The 19,959-nt window shown below is 39.4% G+C and carries 20 protein-coding genes and 1 tRNA gene; 9 read left to right on the forward strand and 12 right to left on the reverse strand.

Annotation, left to right across the window (positions count from 1 at the left end):
- The first annotated feature begins 57 nt into the window (after positions 1–57).
- Positions 58–573, forward strand: coding sequence for an NUDIX hydrolase (locus AOR04_RS13590; protein WP_096793649.1), 516 nt, complete (start codon positions 58–60; stop codon positions 571–573).
- Positions 574–651: 78 nt separating this feature from the next.
- Here AOR04_RS13590 and AOR04_RS13595 read toward each other — a convergent pair whose 3' ends face one another.
- On the reverse strand, positions 652–1,692 hold the full coding sequence (locus AOR04_RS13595; RefSeq protein ID WP_033038008.1) for an NAD(P)H-dependent flavin oxidoreductase: 1,041 nt from the start codon (positions 1,690–1,692) through the stop codon (positions 652–654).
- A 199-nt stretch (positions 1,693–1,891) separates the two neighbouring features.
- Between AOR04_RS13595 and AOR04_RS13600 the strand changes: the two genes are divergently transcribed.
- Positions 1,892–3,268 (forward strand): NAD-dependent succinate-semialdehyde dehydrogenase, encoded by a 1,377-nt coding sequence (locus tag AOR04_RS13600; protein WP_096793650.1) that lies wholly within the window; start codon positions 1,892–1,894, stop codon positions 3,266–3,268.
- Positions 3,269–3,582: 314 nt separating this feature from the next.
- Here the strand turns inward: AOR04_RS13600 and AOR04_RS13605 are convergent, their stop codons facing one another.
- The 3 genes from AOR04_RS13605 to AOR04_RS13615 all read right to left on the reverse strand — a co-directional run bounded on the left by AOR04_RS13605 (position 3,583) and on the right by AOR04_RS13615 (position 6,088).
- Positions 3,583–4,434 carry a hypothetical protein gene (locus tag AOR04_RS13605; RefSeq protein ID WP_096793651.1) on the reverse strand — a complete coding sequence of 284 codons (852 nt, stop codon included), beginning with the start codon at positions 4,432–4,434 and terminating at the stop codon, positions 3,583–3,585.
- A gap of 211 nt (positions 4,435–4,645) precedes the next feature.
- A complete protein-coding gene (locus tag AOR04_RS13610; RefSeq protein ID WP_096793652.1) occupies positions 4,646–5,725 on the reverse strand; it encodes an endonuclease/exonuclease/phosphatase family protein in 1,080 nt (359 codons plus the stop codon).
- Positions 5,726–5,839: 114 nt separating this feature from the next.
- Positions 5,840–6,088, reverse strand: a complete 249-nt coding sequence (locus AOR04_RS13615; RefSeq protein WP_096793653.1) for a TIGR03643 family protein — start codon at positions 6,086–6,088, stop codon at positions 5,840–5,842.
- A gap of 125 nt (positions 6,089–6,213) precedes the next feature.
- Here AOR04_RS13615 and AOR04_RS13620 point away from each other — a divergent pair, with 125 nt between their 5' ends.
- From AOR04_RS13620 to AOR04_RS13630, 3 genes are all read left to right on the forward strand, one after another.
- On the forward strand, positions 6,214–6,915 hold the full coding sequence (locus AOR04_RS13620; protein ID WP_096793654.1) for a substrate-binding periplasmic protein: 702 nt from the start codon (positions 6,214–6,216) through the stop codon (positions 6,913–6,915).
- A gap of 90 nt (positions 6,916–7,005) precedes the next feature.
- Positions 7,006–7,662, forward strand: a complete 657-nt coding sequence (locus AOR04_RS13625) for a YoaK family protein (protein ID WP_096793655.1) — start codon at positions 7,006–7,008, stop codon at positions 7,660–7,662.
- A gap of 74 nt (positions 7,663–7,736) precedes the next feature.
- Positions 7,737–9,797 carry a TonB-dependent receptor gene (locus tag AOR04_RS13630; RefSeq protein WP_096793656.1) on the forward strand — a complete coding sequence of 687 codons (2,061 nt, stop codon included), beginning with the start codon at positions 7,737–7,739 and terminating at the stop codon, positions 9,795–9,797.
- Positions 9,798–9,804: 7 nt separating this feature from the next.
- Here AOR04_RS13630 and AOR04_RS13635 read toward each other — a convergent pair whose 3' ends face one another.
- Positions 9,805–10,599 carry an AraC family transcriptional regulator gene (locus tag AOR04_RS13635; RefSeq protein ID WP_096793657.1) on the reverse strand — a complete coding sequence of 265 codons (795 nt, stop codon included), beginning with the start codon at positions 10,597–10,599 and terminating at the stop codon, positions 9,805–9,807.
- A 106-nt stretch (positions 10,600–10,705) separates the two neighbouring features.
- On the opposite strand from AOR04_RS13635, the gene AOR04_RS13640 reads away from it, so the two are divergent.
- The gene (locus tag AOR04_RS13640) at positions 10,706–11,902 is read left to right on the forward strand and encodes an MFS transporter (RefSeq protein ID WP_096793658.1); all 1,197 of its coding nucleotides are present in this window, start codon (positions 10,706–10,708) and stop codon (positions 11,900–11,902) included.
- On the opposite strand, the gene AOR04_RS13645 is transcribed toward AOR04_RS13640, so the two are convergent.
- The 4 genes from AOR04_RS13645 to AOR04_RS13660 all read right to left on the reverse strand — a co-directional run bounded on the left by AOR04_RS13645 (position 11,891) and on the right by AOR04_RS13660 (position 15,518).
- A complete protein-coding gene (locus AOR04_RS13645; RefSeq protein ID WP_007377054.1) occupies positions 11,891–12,112 on the reverse strand; it encodes a hypothetical protein in 222 nt (73 codons plus the stop codon). The genes AOR04_RS13640 and AOR04_RS13645 overlap by 12 nt on opposite strands.
- 93 nt (positions 12,113–12,205) lie before the next feature.
- Positions 12,206–12,619 (reverse strand): GFA family protein, encoded by a 414-nt coding sequence (locus AOR04_RS13650; RefSeq protein ID WP_007377055.1) that lies wholly within the window; start codon positions 12,617–12,619, stop codon positions 12,206–12,208.
- A 234-nt stretch (positions 12,620–12,853) separates the two neighbouring features.
- On the reverse strand, positions 12,854–14,146 hold the full coding sequence (locus tag AOR04_RS13655; RefSeq protein WP_096793659.1) for an amidohydrolase: 1,293 nt from the start codon (positions 14,144–14,146) through the stop codon (positions 12,854–12,856).
- A gap of 382 nt (positions 14,147–14,528) precedes the next feature.
- On the reverse strand, positions 14,529–15,518 hold the full coding sequence (locus AOR04_RS13660) for a fatty acid desaturase (RefSeq protein WP_096793660.1): 990 nt from the start codon (positions 15,516–15,518) through the stop codon (positions 14,529–14,531).
- Positions 15,519–16,051: 533 nt separating this feature from the next.
- Between AOR04_RS13660 and AOR04_RS13665 the strand changes: the two genes are divergently transcribed.
- Positions 16,052–16,435, forward strand: coding sequence for a DUF1842 domain-containing protein (locus tag AOR04_RS13665; RefSeq protein WP_096793661.1), 384 nt, complete (start codon positions 16,052–16,054; stop codon positions 16,433–16,435).
- 363 nt (positions 16,436–16,798) lie between these two features.
- Here AOR04_RS13665 and AOR04_RS13670 read toward each other — a convergent pair.
- Positions 16,799–16,883, reverse strand: a tRNA-Leu gene (locus tag AOR04_RS13670).
- 70 nt (positions 16,884–16,953) lie between these two features.
- Between AOR04_RS13670 and AOR04_RS21720 the strand changes: the two genes are divergently transcribed.
- Together AOR04_RS21720 and AOR04_RS13675 are read left to right on the forward strand one after the other, a co-directional pair.
- A complete protein-coding gene (locus tag AOR04_RS21720) occupies positions 16,954–17,103 on the forward strand; it encodes a hypothetical protein (protein WP_008134996.1) in 150 nt (49 codons plus the stop codon).
- Between the two features lie 62 nt (positions 17,104–17,165).
- Positions 17,166–17,660, forward strand: a complete 495-nt coding sequence (locus AOR04_RS13675; RefSeq protein ID WP_007377060.1) for an RDD family protein — start codon at positions 17,166–17,168, stop codon at positions 17,658–17,660.
- 99 nt (positions 17,661–17,759) lie between these two features.
- Here AOR04_RS13675 and lptG read toward each other — a convergent pair whose 3' ends face one another.
- Entirely contained in the window at positions 17,760–18,827 is a 1,068-nt protein-coding gene (gene lptG / locus AOR04_RS13680; protein WP_033015376.1) for an LPS export ABC transporter permease LptG, read from the reverse strand.
- A complete protein-coding gene (gene lptF, locus AOR04_RS13685) occupies positions 18,824–19,936 on the reverse strand; it encodes an LPS export ABC transporter permease LptF (RefSeq protein WP_007377062.1) in 1,113 nt (370 codons plus the stop codon). Before lptF ends, lptG begins: the two co-directional genes overlap by 4 nt.
- Positions 19,937–19,959 lie beyond the last annotated feature (23 nt).

Below are 19,959 nucleotides of genomic sequence, written 5' to 3' on the forward strand. Positions count from 1 at the left end.
TTTCTATTTATACAATGGTAGCAACTGTTATCATTACAAACTTAAAAAGGAGACGAAATGCAGCAATTAAAAACCTTGATTCACTCTGGTATTAATATTAATGAAGGCACTATTTTTACCCGCTTAACAGCCCGTGCCATTGTTACTAAAAATAATAAAATACTTTTAATGTATACAAATCGTTATGAAGACTACAGCCTGCCAGGCGGTGGCGTGGATGAAAGCGAAAGTATTGAACAAGGCTTAATTCGCGAACTAAGCGAGGAAACCGGTGCACAACAAATAAGTGTAGTTAAAGCTTTTGGACTCTATGAAGAGTATCGCCCTTGGTATAAAGAGGACTTTGATATTATCCATATCAAATCATATTGCTACGTCTGTAATATTGCCGACGAGCTGGGTAAAACACAACTAGAGCATTACGAACAGCAAAATGGAATGACCGCTAAATGGGTTAATATTAGCGATGCAATCGCACACAACGAACGCACGTTAGCAAATAGTGAAAAGCAAGGGTTATCGATCCTTCGTGAAACCTATCTACTCAAAAAGATTGCTAAACAACTTTTTTAATTACGACTCACGCTTAATTACTTATACGCCCTTTTACCTGCGTAGCTAACATGCGTTCAACTATTTACAGCTACGCATTTATACAGACCATTTTTGCATTAATATTTGTGTAATCTGAGCTGCGCTAATGTTCTCTCTTGGAATGTATTTTTGACCACACCACAAAGGTGAAAAGCCACTACCACCTAGCAATTCAGCTCTACTTCTTAAAGCCGTTATTGCAATACTTGCGTAAGGAAATGGTGGCACATGTGCAGGTATTGCACCAAGCTCTTGCATAACGCGATTACAAACGCCTCTCGCAGCACGACCTGAAAACAACGTAGTAAGCGCGGTACTATCTTTTTGTTGAGCTAAAATAGCATCACGATGAAGCTTTGACGTAGTTGCCTCATTACAGAGTAAATACGCACTGCCAACTTGTACCCCTGATGCGCCTAATGTTTGCATATGTGCTACATCATCCTCAGTTGCAATTCCACCAGCAGCAATTATAGGAACTGATACGTGCGCAACGCATTCTTGCACTAGTTCAGCCGTACTTTTATGCAAACTTAAATCCATAGATAAAAAATGACCACGGTGTCCGCCCGCTTCTAAGCCTTGGGCAATAACAGCATCAGCACCATTATCAGCAAGCCATTTAGCTTCCTCAACAGTTGTTGCGGTAGAAATGACTTTTGTTCCCCAGCTTTTAATTTGTTCAAGCAAAGAAGGCGCAGGTAAACCAAAATGAAAACTCACCACGGCAGGTTTATAAGGCGCAATAATATCGATAACACTTTGATTTATTGGCTGTCGAGAAGCTTCGTCCGTTAAACTACTTTCAGCAATCGCGTATTCATTAAAATAAGGAGCTAATAATGAATGCCATTGTTGTTTTTGCAGCTTGGTATATTGCAAGGTTGAATGGCAAAAAAAGTTAAGATTATAAGGTTTACTGGTTGAGCGGCTAAGCAACTCTAGCTGTTCGATAAGCTGCTGATTAGAAAGCATCGCACATGGTAATGAGCCAAGCCCACCAGCCTCACAAACACTCGCAGCTAAGTTGGCATCTTGCACACCTGCCATAGGCGCTTGTATTAGCGCAACTGAAATATCAAAAAGTGTCCGTATCATTTTATTCTCCATGTAATTTTTTCTGCAACTTGCATTATTTACAGAACATATCAGAAAACTAACTAAATAAAAAATAAGCACACTCACAAATAAAAACAAAAAACTACAAATAACAATAGGTTACACTTAATTTTATATCTTTAAATAGTTGGTGTTCGTTTTGCACTACTACCTATACATAATTAGTAAGGAGATATAAATGAGTAACACAGTTAAAACGATTAATCCCGCAACTGAGCAAACCATTGAAACCTATACACTGCTTTCTCAAAAAGAAGCGGAGCAGGAAATAGAAAAATCTCACGAAACATATTTAAAATGGCGCTTAACGTCATTCGCTGAACGCGCGAAATATTTAAATAACTTAGCATCACTTTTTGAAGAGCAAAAAGAAGCGATTGCAAAACTTATGACCGAAGAAATGGGCAAGGTGTACAAGCAAGGCTTACAAGAGGTTGAGCTGTGCGCAGGCATTTGTCGTTATACTGCTGAAAACGGCCCACAAGTACTTGCCGATGAAGATCGCGAGATGGATGGCGGCCGTGCAATCATTAGCTACCAACCAACGGGTGTACTACTGGGTATTCAACCGTGGAACTTCCCGCTTTATCAGGTAATTCGTTACAGCGCCGCTAACATCATGGCAGGTAACACAACCGTATTAAAGCATGCTGGTAACGTATTTGGCATGGCTGAAAAAATTGAAGCGCTATTTAAGCAAGCCGGTTTCCCAGAGTACTGCTTCAACAACTTACTCATCGATGGTAAAACCGCCAGCTCACTCATTGCTCACGAGGCAATTAGCGGCGTAACCTTTACGGGTAGTGATGCCACAGGTAAAAAAGTAGCTGAAGAAGCGGGTAAACACGCTAAAAAAACAGTGTTAGAACTGGGCAGCAACGACGCTTACTTAGTACTCGATGACGCCGATTTAGAGCTTGCAGTTAAAACCTGTGTAACCGGGCGCATGATCAACAATGGCGAAACATGTGTTTCAGCTAAACGCTATGTTGTTGTTGAGTCACTTTACGATGACTTTAAAGCGCAAATAAAAGAGCAGTTTGAAGCCATGAAAATGGGCGACCCAATGGCAGATGACACAGACTTAGGCCCAATGGCACGTGAAGATTTACGCGACGGCATTCACGACCAAGTAATGGAGTCAGTAAAAGCAGGTGCAAACATAGTAACGGGCGGCGAAATACCATCGCAAACGGGTTACTACTACCCACCAACGCTACTTGATAATTTATCGCCAGGTATGCCTGCTTACGACGACGAATTATTTGGTCCAGTTGCTTCGCTTATTAAAGCCAAAGACAACGACGACGCAATGCGCATTGCTAACGACTCTCGCTACGGTTTAGGCGGTGGTATTTTCTCAAAAGATGAGAAAAAAGCCATTGAGCTCGCTAAAAAGTACTTCGACACCGGCATGATCAACATTAACGGCTACGGTTTAGCACAACCTAACTTACCGTTTGGTGGCGTTAAAGGCAGTGGCTACGGCCGAGAACATGGCGGCTTTGGTATGCGTGAATTCGTAAATGTTAAAAGCATTATGATCGCCAGCTAATTTAGCTACATAAATGAAATGCGCGTTTTAAATAAAGATTTTTAATACGTGTTTAAAATACAAAAATTATCAAGCCTAAAAGTGGGTAACCACTTTAGGCTTTTTTATTTATAGCTTTTAGAAAGTAATTTTCAGGAAACAATACTTAGTTTTTAGTAAGAGACAGTACCGAGTTTTAGATATATTCGTAGGGGCGATTTTACATCGCGCTTTTAATCTGAGGAGTCAAAGACTGCAAACATAGCCTTTAATGGGGAATAAATATCGTGGTCTAATTTTATATTTAATCGTAGACACTTATATCACCTAAGTGTTTAGTCGTTTTTCAATGCTCTAGCTAAATCATTTACTGCGGCCTGAACAACTAACCAAGAAATATCACATGTATCTGCATCAGGGTACATTTTACTAGCCATTTGCTCATAAGGATGTATTAGATTACGAAAACCTCTAAGTGCATGAGAGAACTGTCTAACATCCATACCTAACCAACCTACGTTATGTGCCACATCAATCATTTCAGCTAGCTTCCAATGTGCGAAACTTTTTACTTTTCCTGACTTTGAATCTTTAGGCGCAGTAGTACACTGATTTGCTTTACCGGGGTTTCTTTGAAGAACTCCTAATAATAATCCTTCAAGCATACTACCCATGATTATTATTGCTGAAAGGTGGGCTTTAGAATCGACGCAACGCTGGGCTTCTTCCCAACGATCTACAAGTATCTTTCCTACTTCTGATTCAAGACCTAACGCCATAAAATCAGGTGCAGGCATTGGAGAAAGTGAAGAAGTTTTTACATTTTCATCTGAAAAGTTAATATCAAATTTTTCAAACTTAGGTTCAAGACCTTCTAATTTAATCCTGAAACCCTCTACATAGAGGATTTCATTCAGCATGACTAATGCACTTTTAATTTTATCTCTATCACCTTTGTATTCTTTTGGTGATGAAAGACGCTTGAGAACAGCAGCTAATTGTTCACGATTACATTCTTTAAGCTTTTCATGTACCCACCACTGTCGAGTTGAGCCATCATGGATAAATTGAGGCAATCCAGATCGCTCAAAAAAACTTGTGATCTTTGAGCTAGAACGATATTCAGGATGGTTTTCTCCATTACCACAAATAAATTCAGCAATTCTATCTAGTGTACTATCGTCCATGAGGTTCCTTAATGCATCAACAGCCAAATATCTATACATTACAATCTAACAAATCTGATAACTTATGTCTTCTTTCACTTTTAATTCAATTATCTGCTGAAATAAGTTAATTATTCATCAATACTTCAAGTTTAAATATTTGTAGATGAAACTGAAGATTAGCGCTTAAATATAATCAAGTTCTAAGCTTTGATTAGTATGACTGAGGCTATTATTGTTCCTCAAATCTTGGCACTTTTCGCTTATCTGCTTTACTCATGGCAAGCTCTTGAATTTCTTCTTGCTTAAGTTCATTGGATTTAGTTTCTAATGATTGCTGATTAGCGTTTTCGTAGATAAGCTCAGTGAGCAACGCAAAGTGATCAGACCCATATTTAGCTAGGCGCTTAATACGCTTTACTTTAAAACCTGGGCTGTGAAATAAGTGATCGAGTGGCCAGCGCATAAAAAAGTAACTTGCATGAAAAGTATTATAAAAACCTCGGCCTTTTCGAGGGTCTAAAAAGCCACTTATTTGCATAAACAAGCGGGTGCTGCGCGACCAAGCTACATCATTTAAATCACCGGCAACTATGGTAGGTCGTGTTGGGTTTTTAAGCGCTTTAGCGACCATTATTAGCTCCGAGTCGCGCGGGCGCGATGAGTCTTCCTCTGTCGGGCTTGGTGGTGCGGGGTGAATAAAGTGCCCTTGCATTTGCAGGCCTTCATCGTTTTCAAACAAAATATGAATTGAGGGAATATCTTTTTCTATTAGCTCACATACTTGTGCATCGAGTATTTTAAACTTGCTGTATAAGTGCATGCCGTAACGATTGTCTTTAGAGCATTCTATGTAATATGGGTAATTTTTTTTAATGACTGATAATTTATTTTCCCACCAGCTATCGCTCTCAAGCGTAATGAGTAGGTCGGGTTGATGCTCATCAACAAGGCTAATTAACTGCTCACTTTTATGGTTCGACATAAGTACATTTGCCGACATAATTCGTATGCTATGGTCGATGTGCTTAGGTGCGCTTTGCACTTCTTTTTTAGCAAGCCACGTATACGGGTAAATCCATTTACCTTGTAAAATCATTATAAGCAATGAGGTTAAGGCTATAAATACATAGCCTATTGCGCTACTTTGCCATAATAAAAATAACGAAGTAACAGTGACTAAACTGGCAATATAAAACACTTGTAAGCGCACAAAGTCGCAACTACGCACTAAATAGTGTTGGCTGTAAGACATAGGTAACAAGGTAACCAGTAAAAAAAAGCCGATGATGATAGCCAGCGCAATGAGCATTTTAATATCCTTATAAGTTAACTTAGTGAATTTAATAACTGGGATTAATCTATGAGTTTAACAAACGGGTATGAACAACGAATGAAATTGCCAGCCATTAAAATTTAAGCTAACTCATCGCTGTTTATATTGTGTTTTACAGTGACTACGCATAATAGCAGGGTCACGTAGTTTTAAGTGTTTTGTTTTGCGACCAGCATGGCGTTTACGCCAAACTTTAAAGCTACCATTTGAGATATTTTCACGCATAAAAACCACCAATTGCGGGTATTTTAATCCGTATAACTGTTCTATTGCCTCGTAAGGGGTTCTGTCTTCCCATGCCATTTCTATAATTCGTGATTGTTGCTCTGCGTTAAACATTTAGATTTGCTCAAATTGTGTTAATACGCTTTTTATATTTACTTAGATCAGTACAGTTAAACGCACCAGACTGGATAATCAAACATAATCTTCTACACTAATAAAAAAAACTGGGTTTTGGCTTAATGCGTGTAATTTTCTTTTTTATAATTTTATATTCAACACCGTTATTTGCATCGCAAAATAAAATCATACGCTGTGTTACTACTCACTACCCCCCTTTTACAATATATGACACTAACACCGAAACATTTACTGGTTTAGATATTGAATATTTAAGGTTTATTGAGCACAACCTAGAATTAAATATTGAACTAGTGCATTTACCTTGGGCACGTGTTCAAAAAGAAATGAAAAAAGATAACTTTGACTGTTATTTTTCATTAGGCAATAATCCAGAGCGTACTAAATACTTAGACTTTACAACGGTGCCGCTGCATATAACTAAATTTGGCTTGTTTACGATTAACGATCAAAACGTTATTAATAATAATTTATCTCAAGCTGCAATATCAATGCTCAGAGGCGTTGATTTACCAGTAGAAATTGCCAAAAAGTACGCAATAGATTCAAATAATATAATGCGTTCACTTTCTAGCGAAGACACGTTTAAGCTCCTTAAAAAAGGACGAGTGCAGTACGCTATTACAAATTACCAAGCTGGCCTTTGGTACACACAACCTTTCAAAAACATCACCTCTATTGAATTAAATGAATTTCAACTTCCTGTGTATATCGCATTTAAATTTGGAGTCATTGATACACATAAAGTCGATCAGCAAATTAAAGCTTTTCAAGCAAAGCGACTTAACAAAAACGATGACTAAATGCGTTTATCTTTATTTTATGTTCCTAAAAAAAATACCTTTAGGTGTATGATATAAACCTATCTACATAGAAATAATAAGATCTAAGCAATGTTTACAAAACTACCAAAGTGGGCTGAATATGGCGCGTTTACGCTCGCATTTATAGCGGGCATAGTAAACGCTGTAGGCTTATTAGGATTTGAGCACCAGGCTATTTCGCATATATCTGGCTCTGTTACTTTACTTGGTATTAAAGCAATAACTAATCCCAGTACTGCCTTATTGTTACTTTCAATAATTGTTAGCTTTATGTTGGGTTCGGCACTGTCGGGCTTTTTGCTCTCTGGTGGCTCATTAAAACTTGGTCGTCATTACGACACTTTGCTTTTTATTGAAGGATTGCTACTACTTGCAAGTGCTTATTTACTCAAAAACACATTCGTTTACGGCATTGTTTTAACGTCTGCTGCGTGTGGGTTACAAAATGCGCTAGCAACTAATTACAGTGGCGCAGTAGTTCGTACCACACACTTAACCGGTATTTTTACTGACCTTGGTTTAATGATAGGTAAAGCGCTTAAAGGTGAGCAATTTGATACCCGTAAAGGCGTTATGTTTTTACTCATTATTGCAGGCTTTTTACTAGGCGGTATAACCGGCTACGTTTTATTTAAGCATTACTTAGTGCTGGCTTTGGTGTTTCCTGCTGTGGCTTGTTTTGTTTTATCAATTACGTATCGGGTTTATAGGTTACGTACGCTTTAACGCAACAAGTTTAAATGCATATTAAAACCGCATATTATAGAGGCAATGCAATACAGATTACTTTCAAGGAATGTATGAAACCTTATTTTTTGCCGCTGATATTACCCTTTAGCCACACTGCGTTTGCCGATAATCAAAATAATGATGCAATAGAAACAATAACAACTACGGCATCACGTATTGAAGCGCTATCTACCCCGCTTCCTTTATCAATAGGCACACTCAGCGAAGTGCAGCTAAATAGCATAGCGCCTACCCATATTGAAGAAGCCCTGCAACGTGTAGCGGGTGCTAATATTCAACGCGGAAATGGCCAAGAATATTTACCCGCACTTCGCTCTTCGGTACTTTCGGGCGCAGGCGCATGTGGTGGCATATTAACCTTAGAAGATGGTATACCACTGAGAGCCGCTGGGTTTTGTAACATAAACGAGTTATTTGAAGCGCACAGCGAAATGGCGCAGCGCATTGAAGTGCTAAAAGGCCCTGGCTCTGCACTTTATGGTTCAAACGCTGTGCATGGTGTTATTAATGTAATAACACCCGACACTACTCAAGGCGGTGGTTTAGTTGGTTTAGACTATGGCTCGTACGGCTATACCCGCTACAAATTACGTGCAGGACAAGATTACGGCAACAGCGGTATCGGCATTAACGCAAGTGTTACCGATGATAGCGGTTACCGCGACGACGAAAGCGTAGAGCAACAAAAAGTAAATATTCGCCATCGCTATTCAAATAATAATTTATTACTTACCTCAGGCCTTACTTACACAAATCTTGATCAGCAAACGGCTGGGTTTATTACAGGCTTTGAAAGCTATAAAAACGAAGACCTCGCGCAAAAAAACTTTGACCCTGACGCATTTAGAAAAGCTCGTGCATTTAGAGCATGGAGCAATGCAACATGGCAATTAAATAACGATGATGTGCTCTCTACTACGTTATATTTTCGCGACCAAAGCATGGACTTTTTTAAGCATTTTTTACCCGGCACACCGCTTGAAAAAAACAGTCAAACTGGCTTTGGTGTGCAATCGCTTTATCAACATAATTTACAAAGCAATGTAAAAGTAAACCTCGGGCTTGATAGCGAATACACGCAAGCCGACTTTACTCAAAGTCAAAATGAGCCCACTCAAGGTTCTGCATTTTTAGTTGCTACAGTGCCACAAGGTAAGCATTACGATTACGATGTAAACGCGACGCTTTATGCGCCTTTTGCATCTATTGATTGGCAATTAAATAAATGGTTACTTACCGCAGGTGTGCGCTACGAGCATATGCAGTACGACTACACCAATAATATGCTAGCTGGTAGAACAAAAGACGATGGCACAGAATGCGGATTTGGTGGCTGCCGATACAGCCGCCCAGCGAGTACTAAAAATAGTTTTAGTAATCTATCGCCAAAGCTTGGGGTAAGTTATCAGTACAATACAAATAACACGCTTTATGCAAACTTTTCTCGCGGTTACAGAGCGCCACAAGCGGCTGAGCTATACCAATTACAACGCGAGCAAACTACTGCAAATTTAAGCGCCGAAATAGCGAATAACGCAGAGCTGGGTATTAAAGGGATTTACGAAAAGCTACGTTATGGCGTGTCTGTTTACGCTATGAGTAAACACAATACGATTTACCGCGATAGCGACTTTTTTACGGTAAATAATGGCAGCTCTCGCCATCGTGGTATAGAGCTTGAGCTTGACTACCAGCTCACTAAGTCGCTTGCACTTAACTTTGCTGGCACTCACGCAAAGCATACTTATACTAACAACCAAATACTTAACGGTTTAAATATAAACGGCAACGACATAGACACCGCGCCGCGTAATATTGCTAATCTCGATTTAACATGGCAGGCATTAAACAACGCGCAATTTGCTTTGCAGTGGCACCGCGTTGGTAACTATTACACCGACCCAGAAAACTTAAATAAATACCAAGGGCATGATGTTTTAAGCCTACGCGCACAGTGGCAAGTTACTAGTAATCTTGAGCTACTTGCTCGTATTATTAACTTAACTGATGAGGCTTATGCGGAGCGCGCCGATTACACCAGTTTTACCGGCGAGAGATACTTCCCGGGTAGGCCTCGTAACACGATGCTTTCGGCAACTTATACGTGGTAATGCTTATTTAAGGGCTAAGCTGATTTAAATCGCTCATGTATTTCATGGGCGACTTTTTCATTACCTTTTTAAACATAGTAATAAATGCACTCACCGACTCATACCCTAATAACTCCGACACCTGCTGCACACTTTGCTTATCAGAAAGCGCTTTTAAGGCTGTAATTATATGCAATTGCGTACGCCATTTTCCAAATGTCATGCCTGTTTCTTTTTTAATTAACCGCGCTAATGTGCGCTCAGTTAATGCAAACTGCTTAGCCCATTGTGGTAGTGTTTTTCGGTTGTTTGGCATATTTATAAGCTGATCGCTCATGGTTTGAATTACCTCGTTTTTAGATAATACAAAATCAAGTGGTTGTACGGGCATTTCAATAAGTTGATCAAATAACACCTGCGCTAAACGCGCTGTTTTACTATTTATAGTATAGTACTGATTATGCCCAGCCAACTCACACATTAGCTCTTTAACCAGCGGCGTAATAGCTAACGTACAGGTATTTAGCGGCATACCGTTTTTACTACTATCAATAAATAAATGACAAAGCTGCGCGTTATCAGACGCCCTATTACTATGCACCTTTTGTGCTGGGATCCAAATTGCACTGTGCGTAGGCACCATCCACATTTTGGCCGACACTTCACACGTTACATAACCATGTAGCGCTAAAATTAATTGCCCTTTAGGATGGGTATGCAGTGGTATTTCTTGACTTGCATGGGCATGCTCTATTTTGGCTATTATGGGCTGCGCCATAGTTTCAAAATTTTTAATGTCGTCCCAGCCAATTGCATCAAACATAGTTTTGTCTGTTTTTAGTTATTTAATGTCATTATCTCTAAATTATAGTTTTTGCTAAGCCTTTATACTAGCGCCCATTAAGTATTAGCTTTAATGGTCTTCCCTTTTGTTAAATAACACACCTAAATCACGCTTTGCTGGCATATTACTTGTGCTTGGCATATTACTTATTGCCGCAAATTTACGCGCCACATTTACAGGTATTGCACCTGTGCTTGAACAAATTATTAATCACTTTGGGCTTAGCGCATCACAAGCTGGCTTTTTAACAACACTGCCACTCATTGCCTTTGCGGTTGTATCGCCAATGGCTGCAACTCTTGCTAAAAAGCAAGGGCTAGAGCGCACCTTGTTTGTAGCTTTGTTATTTATACTTGCAGGGGTTGCGGCGCGAGTAATAAATACCTCAGCCATGCTTTTTGTAGGCACCGCTATTATTGGTGTAGGTATTGCTATAGCAAACGTATTATTACCAAGTTTAATTAAGCGCGACTTCCCTGCAAAGGTTGCGTTAATGACCTCAGCCTACGTGCTAACAATGGGCGTTGTATCGGGCGGATTTTCTACTTTGGTTTTTCCGCTGAGTCAGTTAAACGGATTAGGCTGGCAACTTGCGCTGGGCTCATCAGCCATTATTACTCTGGCGAGTATTATTGTATGGATGTCGCAATTAAGTAAGCACACAAAACCCGCGAGTATTGCTCAACACGCTAACACGTCAAAAAGTGTTTGGCGTTATTTACTAGCATGGCAAATTACCCTACTGCTGGGTTTAAACTCATTTTTAAATTATATAATTATTACGTGGTTACCAAGCATATTAACCGAAACCGGTCACTCAGCTACCCAAGCAGGTGCTTATCATGGGGCTTTTCAAATAGCGACTGCATTACCGGGTTTAATATTAATTCCGTTACTTGCCAAATTAAAAGATCAAAGCGCGCTTAGCTTTATTTTAGCCATGTTGAGTGCACTCAGTGCATTGGGGCTGCTTTACATGCCTAGCTTTGCTTTTGTTTGGACCCTAATGCTGGGCTTTTGCTCTGGGGCATGTTTTATATTGGGGCTGTCGTTTATTAGTTTACGAACTGACGATTCGCAACAAGCAGCGTCGCTTTCAGGTATGTCGCAAAGCGTAGGTTATTTGCTCGCGGCTATTGGTCCTATGCTAGCTGGTGTATTACACACGACTACGGGAAGTTGGAGTGCGCCATTATGGCTGTGCGCTATTGCAGGAGTACTGTGTGCTTTATGTGGTTTGGGCAGTGGTAAAAACACCACTTTAGCTAAATCAGCTAACTAGCTGCTGTAACCACGAAAATAAACCAGACGAAGGTTTGTTGCTCGTGTGTTTTTGCTCATAACGTTTATTAGTTGCTTCGCGCTGTTCACGGCGCTCTTGTGCTAAATTAGCTTTTGCAGCAAAACGCAAGCGCTGCTCTTGCGTAAGCTCATCATTAAAGTTTATTGCAGTTTTATTTACTGCTCGGCTGCTTTTAGGTGAACTACACATATTATTCTCCAAATGACTGACTTATAAGTAGACAGTCATTTGGTTAAATAAATTTCAAACCGCTTACTAAAAAGTGATTTTTTATCAGTATTACTAGTTTTGTGGGGTTGTATCAAATGCAGGTACTTCGTGTAAGCCGCTCAACCAGCTCAATGTTGATTTAGCCCAAATTTGTGCTGTTGGCGTAAATTGATCTCGCTGATCAACCGCACCAATACGCAAACCATATACACGGTCAGCTTTAGCTTCGTTAGTTGCATAAAGTGTTGTACCACATGTGCCACAAAAACCTTGCGCACGTTTGTTACCACTTTGCGCTGTTTTAACAAACTCTTTTGGCTCACCTTGGGTAAATACTACCGAATTTGGCTCTGCAATTATAACGGCTCTAAATGGGCCGCTCGACATACGTTGGCAATCGCTACAATGGCAAACAAGTGCATTGTTATTTTGAGACTTTGCCTGGTATTTAATTTCACCACAGTAACAGCTTCCAGTAATTTCCATTATTTAAATCCTTAATGCTTATGAAGATTGAATCGAGATATAAGACCGGCAGTATCGATTCATTATTTTTAAAATATAAAAAATTGCTCGCCGGTTCATTTGTATATTCGGTTAGGTTTTTAATTTTTGAGAGTGATTTTTTCAAAGTTGAGCAAGTGCTACAAACATGATGCGATGTTTTAAATAAAACAGCAATACCACGTTAAGCTAATAGCGTAACGTGGTGTGTTTAAGCTATCTTTTATGTGCGTTTAAATAATCAACAGCTAACAGGCTAAGCGCCTTAGTGCCTACTTTAAACGATGATTCGTCGGCATAAAAATAAGGTGAGTGATTACTAGCCACTGTATTTAAATCTTGCTCACTTGGTGTGCCGCCTAAAAATACAAACACACTCGGCACTTCTAATGCGTAAAACGAAAAGTCTTCTGCGCCGGTTATTTTTCCCATTTCAACTACGTTTTCATTACCTGCTGCTTTTTTAAGGCTAGGTAACATTTGCGCAGTTAACTTTGGGTTATTAATCGTTACCGGATAACCTTCGTGAATGTGTACCTCTGCAGTTGCACCTGACGATTTAGCAATGTGCGTGGCTGTGGTTTTTATTTTTTCAAATATTTGTGCTCGGTTATCCATATCAAAGTTACGAATTGTGCCTACCATTTCGACTTCTTCAGGAATAATATTATTACGTACCCCACCCGCTATCTTACCAAACGAGACAATAGCAGGCTCTTTGGTAATGTTGATTTGGCGACTAACAATATGATTTACGCCTGTTACTATTTGCGCAGCTGCGGCAATGGGGTCAACCCCAGTCCACGGTGCAGAGCCGTGTGCCTGCTTGCCATGTACAGTTATTTCAAATCGGTCTGCACTGGCCATTGCAGGGCCACTTCTATAACCAATTTTACCGCTGTGCAAACTAGATGTTATGTGTAACCCAAAAGCAGCTTCTGGTTTGTATTGTTTAAATATGCCTTCTTTAAGCATTAACTCAGCGCCACCCTCTTCCCCCTCCGGTGCGCCTTCTTCTGCAGGCTGAAATACAAACATAATATTACCGTGTAGCTCATCTTTCATGTTTGCAAGCACTTGTGCAGCGCCCATTAGCATAGCCACGTGCGTGTCGTGCCCACAAGCATGCATTATGCCTACATCTACACCACGGTAATTAGTGGTTTTAGTTGATTTAAAATCAACATCGGCTTTTTCAGTAACGGGCAGCGCATCCATATCTGCGCGTAGCATTACTGTTGGGCCAGGCTTTGCACCTTTTAATAGCCCCACAACGCCTGTATAAGCAATCCCTGTTTGTACTTCCATACCCAGCGACTTTAAGTGCTTAGCGACAATACCTGCTGTGCGGGTTTCGCGATTTCCAAGCTCAGGGTTTTGATGAAAATCACGTCGCCAATCAATAACCTGTTGCTCTACCTTTTCCACTTGCTGATCAATGTTTGCATTGGCATTAAATGCACTTAGGGCAGCAAAGCCCAGCGCTACTGAAATTAGTGATTTTTTCATCCTGTTTGTCCTTATTATATTTATTGGTTTTATAATATTGATGAGCACGAGCCCTTATGTATTATTGAGAACATAATTAGTTCGCTCTATAACCACTATTACTGAAGGCTCTACAATAATCAATCCCATTTAAGCTAGATACCCAACTATGGGGGGCTTTATCTATTTTTAGTGTGAAGGTTTAGCGCTAATTAAGCCTACCACTTTTGCTTTTGTTGATTTAAAAATGGCACTAAATAGTCCACCAACGCACGGACAGTCGGGCTTAATAAACGTTGCGATGGGTAGAGTAAATTCACGGGTAATGGGCTTGGCACATAATTGCTATTCAAACTATATAATAAGAATAGCAATGCAGAACCTCCCCTTATGTTGGGGGTAATTATTTATACGCATTCGCATTTTTAATGCTGTCAAAATCGTTAAAGCGCACGTTATGCTGCGCCATTACTTTAAGTATTTTTTTACTTAGCATTTGGCGTAAATAAAATGGCTGATTTGGCACAAAATGATGAATGGTATGCGTTTTACCAAAGTTAAAACAAAACAAGTGAAACGGCATAAATAAACGACTCGTTAGTACATGAGTTTGCTCAAGCATGTTATTAACGCCGCCATAGTAATGCATGCTTGAGGTAACAAAATTAAGCGAGCTTGAACGAATAATATTAGGCACAATGAGCACGACCATTAAAAATTCAAACACATTCATTATACTTAGTACCCAGCTAGGTGAATTTAGCGAAAGTGGTATAAAAAAATCAACGCTATGAAACACAATAACGCTGTATAAAATAGCAAAATACACAGTTGTTACCGGAAATCCTGCATTAAAAACACTCGAAAAACTAAAGCCATTAATTTCTTTTCTAAAACGTTTGGTAGAAATAACTAACCCTAATAACCCATCTACAATAACTAGCGCACGTAAAAATGGATTTTTAATGCCATTTCCAACCAAGCGTTCTTCTAGGTCTTGTTGTGTGCCTGAGGTTTTGTGATGGTGTAAATGCATTTTACGTCGGTACCATGGGCTAATAGTATTTGGCCGCATTAACCATACTACTAACATCATAAAATTATGCATGAAAGGCTGATTACTAAAGTATTGTTTATGTATAAGGTCGTGCTCTAACTCATGGGAAATAGACGCAGCAATAGCCGCAAGTACTATACATACCCAAGCAGGTATGATGGCTAAATAATATAAAACACCAACACCAGTTAATGCGCTAAGCGACAGCAATAAAATAATTAACCCTAAGGTATTTTGATGTGCAAGTAATGGGTGTTTTTGACGAAGTAACACTTCTTCTGCCTTGATTGCTTTAACAATCGCTTGAATGTTCTGTTTGGCACTTAATTGGGTCATGATGATGTCTTAAAAAACTTGATGTACAAATAATACCTGAATTAAGCGTAACATCTAAAAAAATGACAATAAAAAATTACAATACGCTTGATGCTAAAGTGTGCTTTCGCACAGCAATAAATACAATAATAACGAGACCACACACGACTAAACTCATACCTACTATATTTTATATTCAACTACTCTGGCTTTAATCACATGATTTTCGAGATCCAAACATCTAATTAGGGACACCTTTGCCTGTAATGCTCTGTAATACATATTTAGCTGCAATCGTTCTACACTTTTCTTAGTTAATCTGAGTTCTGGATAATAAATCAATCTCAAGCAACTATTTTCAGCGCTAACTGAGTTGAATTCATTTGAATCAGATCCGCTATTGGCGGTGAATTCACCTTATTTTCACTGAAAAAACCTAGCTATAAAAAATATCAATACAGTTCAATATGTTAGTAAATCTTTACCCGGGTTTTAGGTTAGTTAGTGAAAAACCACTAAATATTGTTCATACACACTTAAAAAGGAAGATTAAAATGTCTAACGAAAGCTTATATCTGGTTAAACTACAGTTTAAATCTGGCGTTGTTGGTGGTGGTTCTATGGAATTACAATTATCAGTAGATCCAAAAACAGGATCATTAAATGGTAGAGCAAATGGGGCCATTTTAGAGGGAACTCAGCATGCGCCACAATTTACTTCTAGCGCATCAGGGCATATGCATGCAACAGGTTACAATGACGTAACCAAAGTTGGTGCAGTAACTGGCCAAGCCATTGTATCCTTCCCACCACCTGCAATTGGTAGCTATCAGTCGCCATTCACGGCAAGCTTCGCAGTAGATAATCAATGGAATGGTAAAGGTAGCTTTTCGGTTGGTGATAATACTTACCAAGGCCAAGTAAGTTTAATCGACTAATATAAAGAAAATATTTTTAACGGCACTTAATACATTTAAGTGCCGCTGTTACAGTCTTGCAAAACCCCCTCATTACAACAAAAATAAACAGCACGTAAGTAAAGCAATCAGAAGTTAAAACAGAGTACTTAAACTATACCGTTCTACTTATTGTATGGGGCCTATTTTTAGGTAAAAAACCTTGCCGATAACAAGGCAGGAATTTCAAATGCAGTTGGTATCAGGTTTAATCCCTAAAATTAATTAAGAATTATCACGAATTGATATTATATCTGCGCTATATTATTAGTAATACTTTAAGCTAATCACTCAAAATTCAGGCATAAAAAAACCCCTGCTAAATCTAGTAGGGGCTATAAAAAGTGGTACCAGCGGCCGGACTCGAACCGGCACTCCTTTCGGAAGGGGATTTTGAATCCCCCATGTCTACCAATTTCATCACGCTGGCGTCATTTTTCTTTAACCTTCTAAACACGAGAAGATAAAGAAAAACCACTTTAGAGCTAAGGTTTGTTTATATGCCTTCGTCTCTATGCCAAGCATTATACAAACAATACATGCAGCAGCAAGCGTTTTATGACATTAGCATGATCAACCGCTTAACATTTAGCCATCTATTAACATTTACAAAAGAGATTGTTAGGTTAAATAGTATCGCTAAACTATAGCACTTAGTATTTGTAAGCTTTTTTGCTAAACTAGCGAGCATATTAATAGTGAGAGTGTCTTTATGTCTGGTAAGTTTCCACGGGCGAGTTTTTGGCGTCGTTTTGCGTCTTTAATTTACGATGCCTTAGTCGTAATTTCTTTATCTATGCTTACAGCCATACTTTATTTTGCAGTAATTCAAGGACTAAGTGCCTTGGGTTTTATTGCTCAAGCAGAAGATCCTGCAGCTTATATACAGGATTCCCCACTGCTATACGGAATTAGAAGTACGTTATTTGTAGGTATAAACATTTTCTTTTTTGCTTACTTTTGGACTAAAAGTGGCCAAACCATTGGTATGCGCGCATGGCGTTTAAAAGTACAAACACTCGACGGTAACCTTATTAGCTGGCCTCAAGCGATTATCCGCTGTGTAAGCTCACTACTTGGGCTAGGCAATTTAGTGGTGTTAGTTGATTTTAAAAACAAAAATGCATTACAAGATTATATTTCTAAAACCGAAGTAATTGCACTAACAAAAGAAGAAAACAAGCGTATTTATCGTGAGCTAGATTGAACCTATATCACTTATTTTAAAGTAAAAAAGCGTGGCTACTGTCACGCTTTTTTATGTTTATAAGTTTATAAGTTTATTACCTACACTATTTTAAAAGCATTAAACTCGTTTATTCATCAAGTATGTCGCAAAACTTATAAATATTATGCTTGGTAATACAGCACCTACAATAGCTGGTATTTGATAAACCATAACCACTGGGCCAAATATTTCGTTAGTTAAATGAAACACGATACCGGTTACAACACCCATAATAATACGCGCCCCCATAGTAACGGTACGTAGTGGGCCAAATATAAACGAGAGCGCCACCAGCAGCATTACCGCAACAGATACAGGCTGCATAAACTTACGCCAAAGGGCAAGCTCGTAGGTACTAGTGTCTTGCTCATTTTGTTCTAAATACCCTAAATACGACCATAAACCAGTAAACGATAACGACTCTGGCTTGACTGATACAACACCCAGCTTTTCAGCGGTGAGTTGTGAGGCATAAAATTCTTCAGGCACCTGTTCTGTGGTAATTTTTTCGTCGGTGATAATTACCTTATTTATATCACGAAGTAGCCAACCGTCATTACGACTCAAAGCATTTTTTGCTTTAGTAATTTGAGTCAAATCTAATGATTTATCAAAATGATACATATACACACCATGCAGCATTCCATTTTGATCAACATCTTCTATGTTAATAAAGTTATTACCATCTTTAGCCCATACGCCTTTTTGCGCATTAAATACATCACCGCCATGTATTGCCTGATTACGCATTTCTTTAGCGTGCAGCTGCGCCTCTGGTGCACCCCACTCGCCAAGTGCCATCATACAAAAAGCCATAAATACGGCCGTTTTCATTACCGAGCCGATTATTTGTAAACGCGACATACCTGCCGCTTGCATTACCACCAGCTCACTGTTTGAGGCGAGTGCACCTAAACCCGTTAATCCGCCAATTAGCGCAGCCATAGGGAAAAATACAACAAGGTCACCCGGTATAGTATATAAAGTGTAAAGCATTGCGGTAATTAAGTCGTAACTACCACGCCCTACCGATTTTAACTGTTCAATAAATTTTATGAGGGTACTAATACCCACTAATACCAATAAGGCAAAGCCTGTTGTTTGTAAAATACTGCGGCCTAAATACCAATCAAGCGTTTTCATCATGAGCCTAGTTCTCGCTTAGTTACAACAGCTTTAAGCCAAGCGCCCAGTGGACGCCCTTTAATTATTAATAGCCCACCTATAAATAGGGCACTTATGTGGATCCACCACAACCCTATTGATGGTGGTATTTTACCATCCTCAACTGCAAATTTAGCTGCATTAAGTAAAATAAAATAACCCAAATACAAGCTAATAGCTGGCACTAATTTAGCAAACTTACCTTGACGCGGGTTTACAACACTTAATGGCACAGCAAGCAAAGTAAGCAGTGGAATAGAAAGTGGAATAGCGAGACGCCACTGCCATTGTGCTATAGATTCAGGGGTATTTATTGCCAGCAACTGATTAGTTGGCACCGCTTCTAGCTTACGGCGTTGATGCTCTATTTCTTGATCGCGGATTTGTACGCTGTAGCCGTCAAATTCAGTTAAATTAAGTGCAGGTGTTAAACCGTCAGTTTCATAACGTTTACCATCAGTAAGCACTAACTGCTGTTCACCATTAACGGCTTCTACTACTACGCCTTGTTCTGCGTAAACTAGGCGTGCAAGGTTATCTTTTTCGCTGTTAGGTAGTTGCGCTACAAATACCTTATTAAGCTCTTTGCCGCCTTTTTCAATATTATGAATAAATACCACGGCTTTTTCGTTACCGGTTTCTTGAAATCGCCCAGCTCTTAGCGCGGATAAACCGGCATCGGCTTTAGCTTGTTCTTTTAATTGGTACTCTTGCTCACTTGCCCATGGTGCGATGTACATGGTGAGCGCTGCGGCTAAAAATGCCAACCCTGCACTTGATATAAGCGTAACGCGCACAACGTACCATTCACTTACGCCACAGGCTTTAAGCACGGTCATTTCGCTATCAGCATAAATACGGCTGTAAGCTAAAATAATGCCTAAAAATATACTCAGCGGAAGTATTAAAGAGGCTAATTGCGGTAATTTAAGTGCAATCATCGACAGAACTAGTTTGGCAGGGATACTACCCTCGGAGGCATCGCCTAAAATAACAACTAACTTTTGTGACAAAAAAATGGTCATTAGAGTTAAAAATACGGCGACCTGCGATTTTAAAACTTCTGAGGTCAAATAACGGAAAATTAGCAATGCTCGCCCCTGTTAAACATGGA

It is taken from the genome of Pseudoalteromonas sp. 1_2015MBL_MicDiv, from assembly GCF_002407505.1.
Lineage (GTDB): Bacteria > Pseudomonadota > Gammaproteobacteria > Enterobacterales > Alteromonadaceae > Pseudoalteromonas > Pseudoalteromonas fuliginea.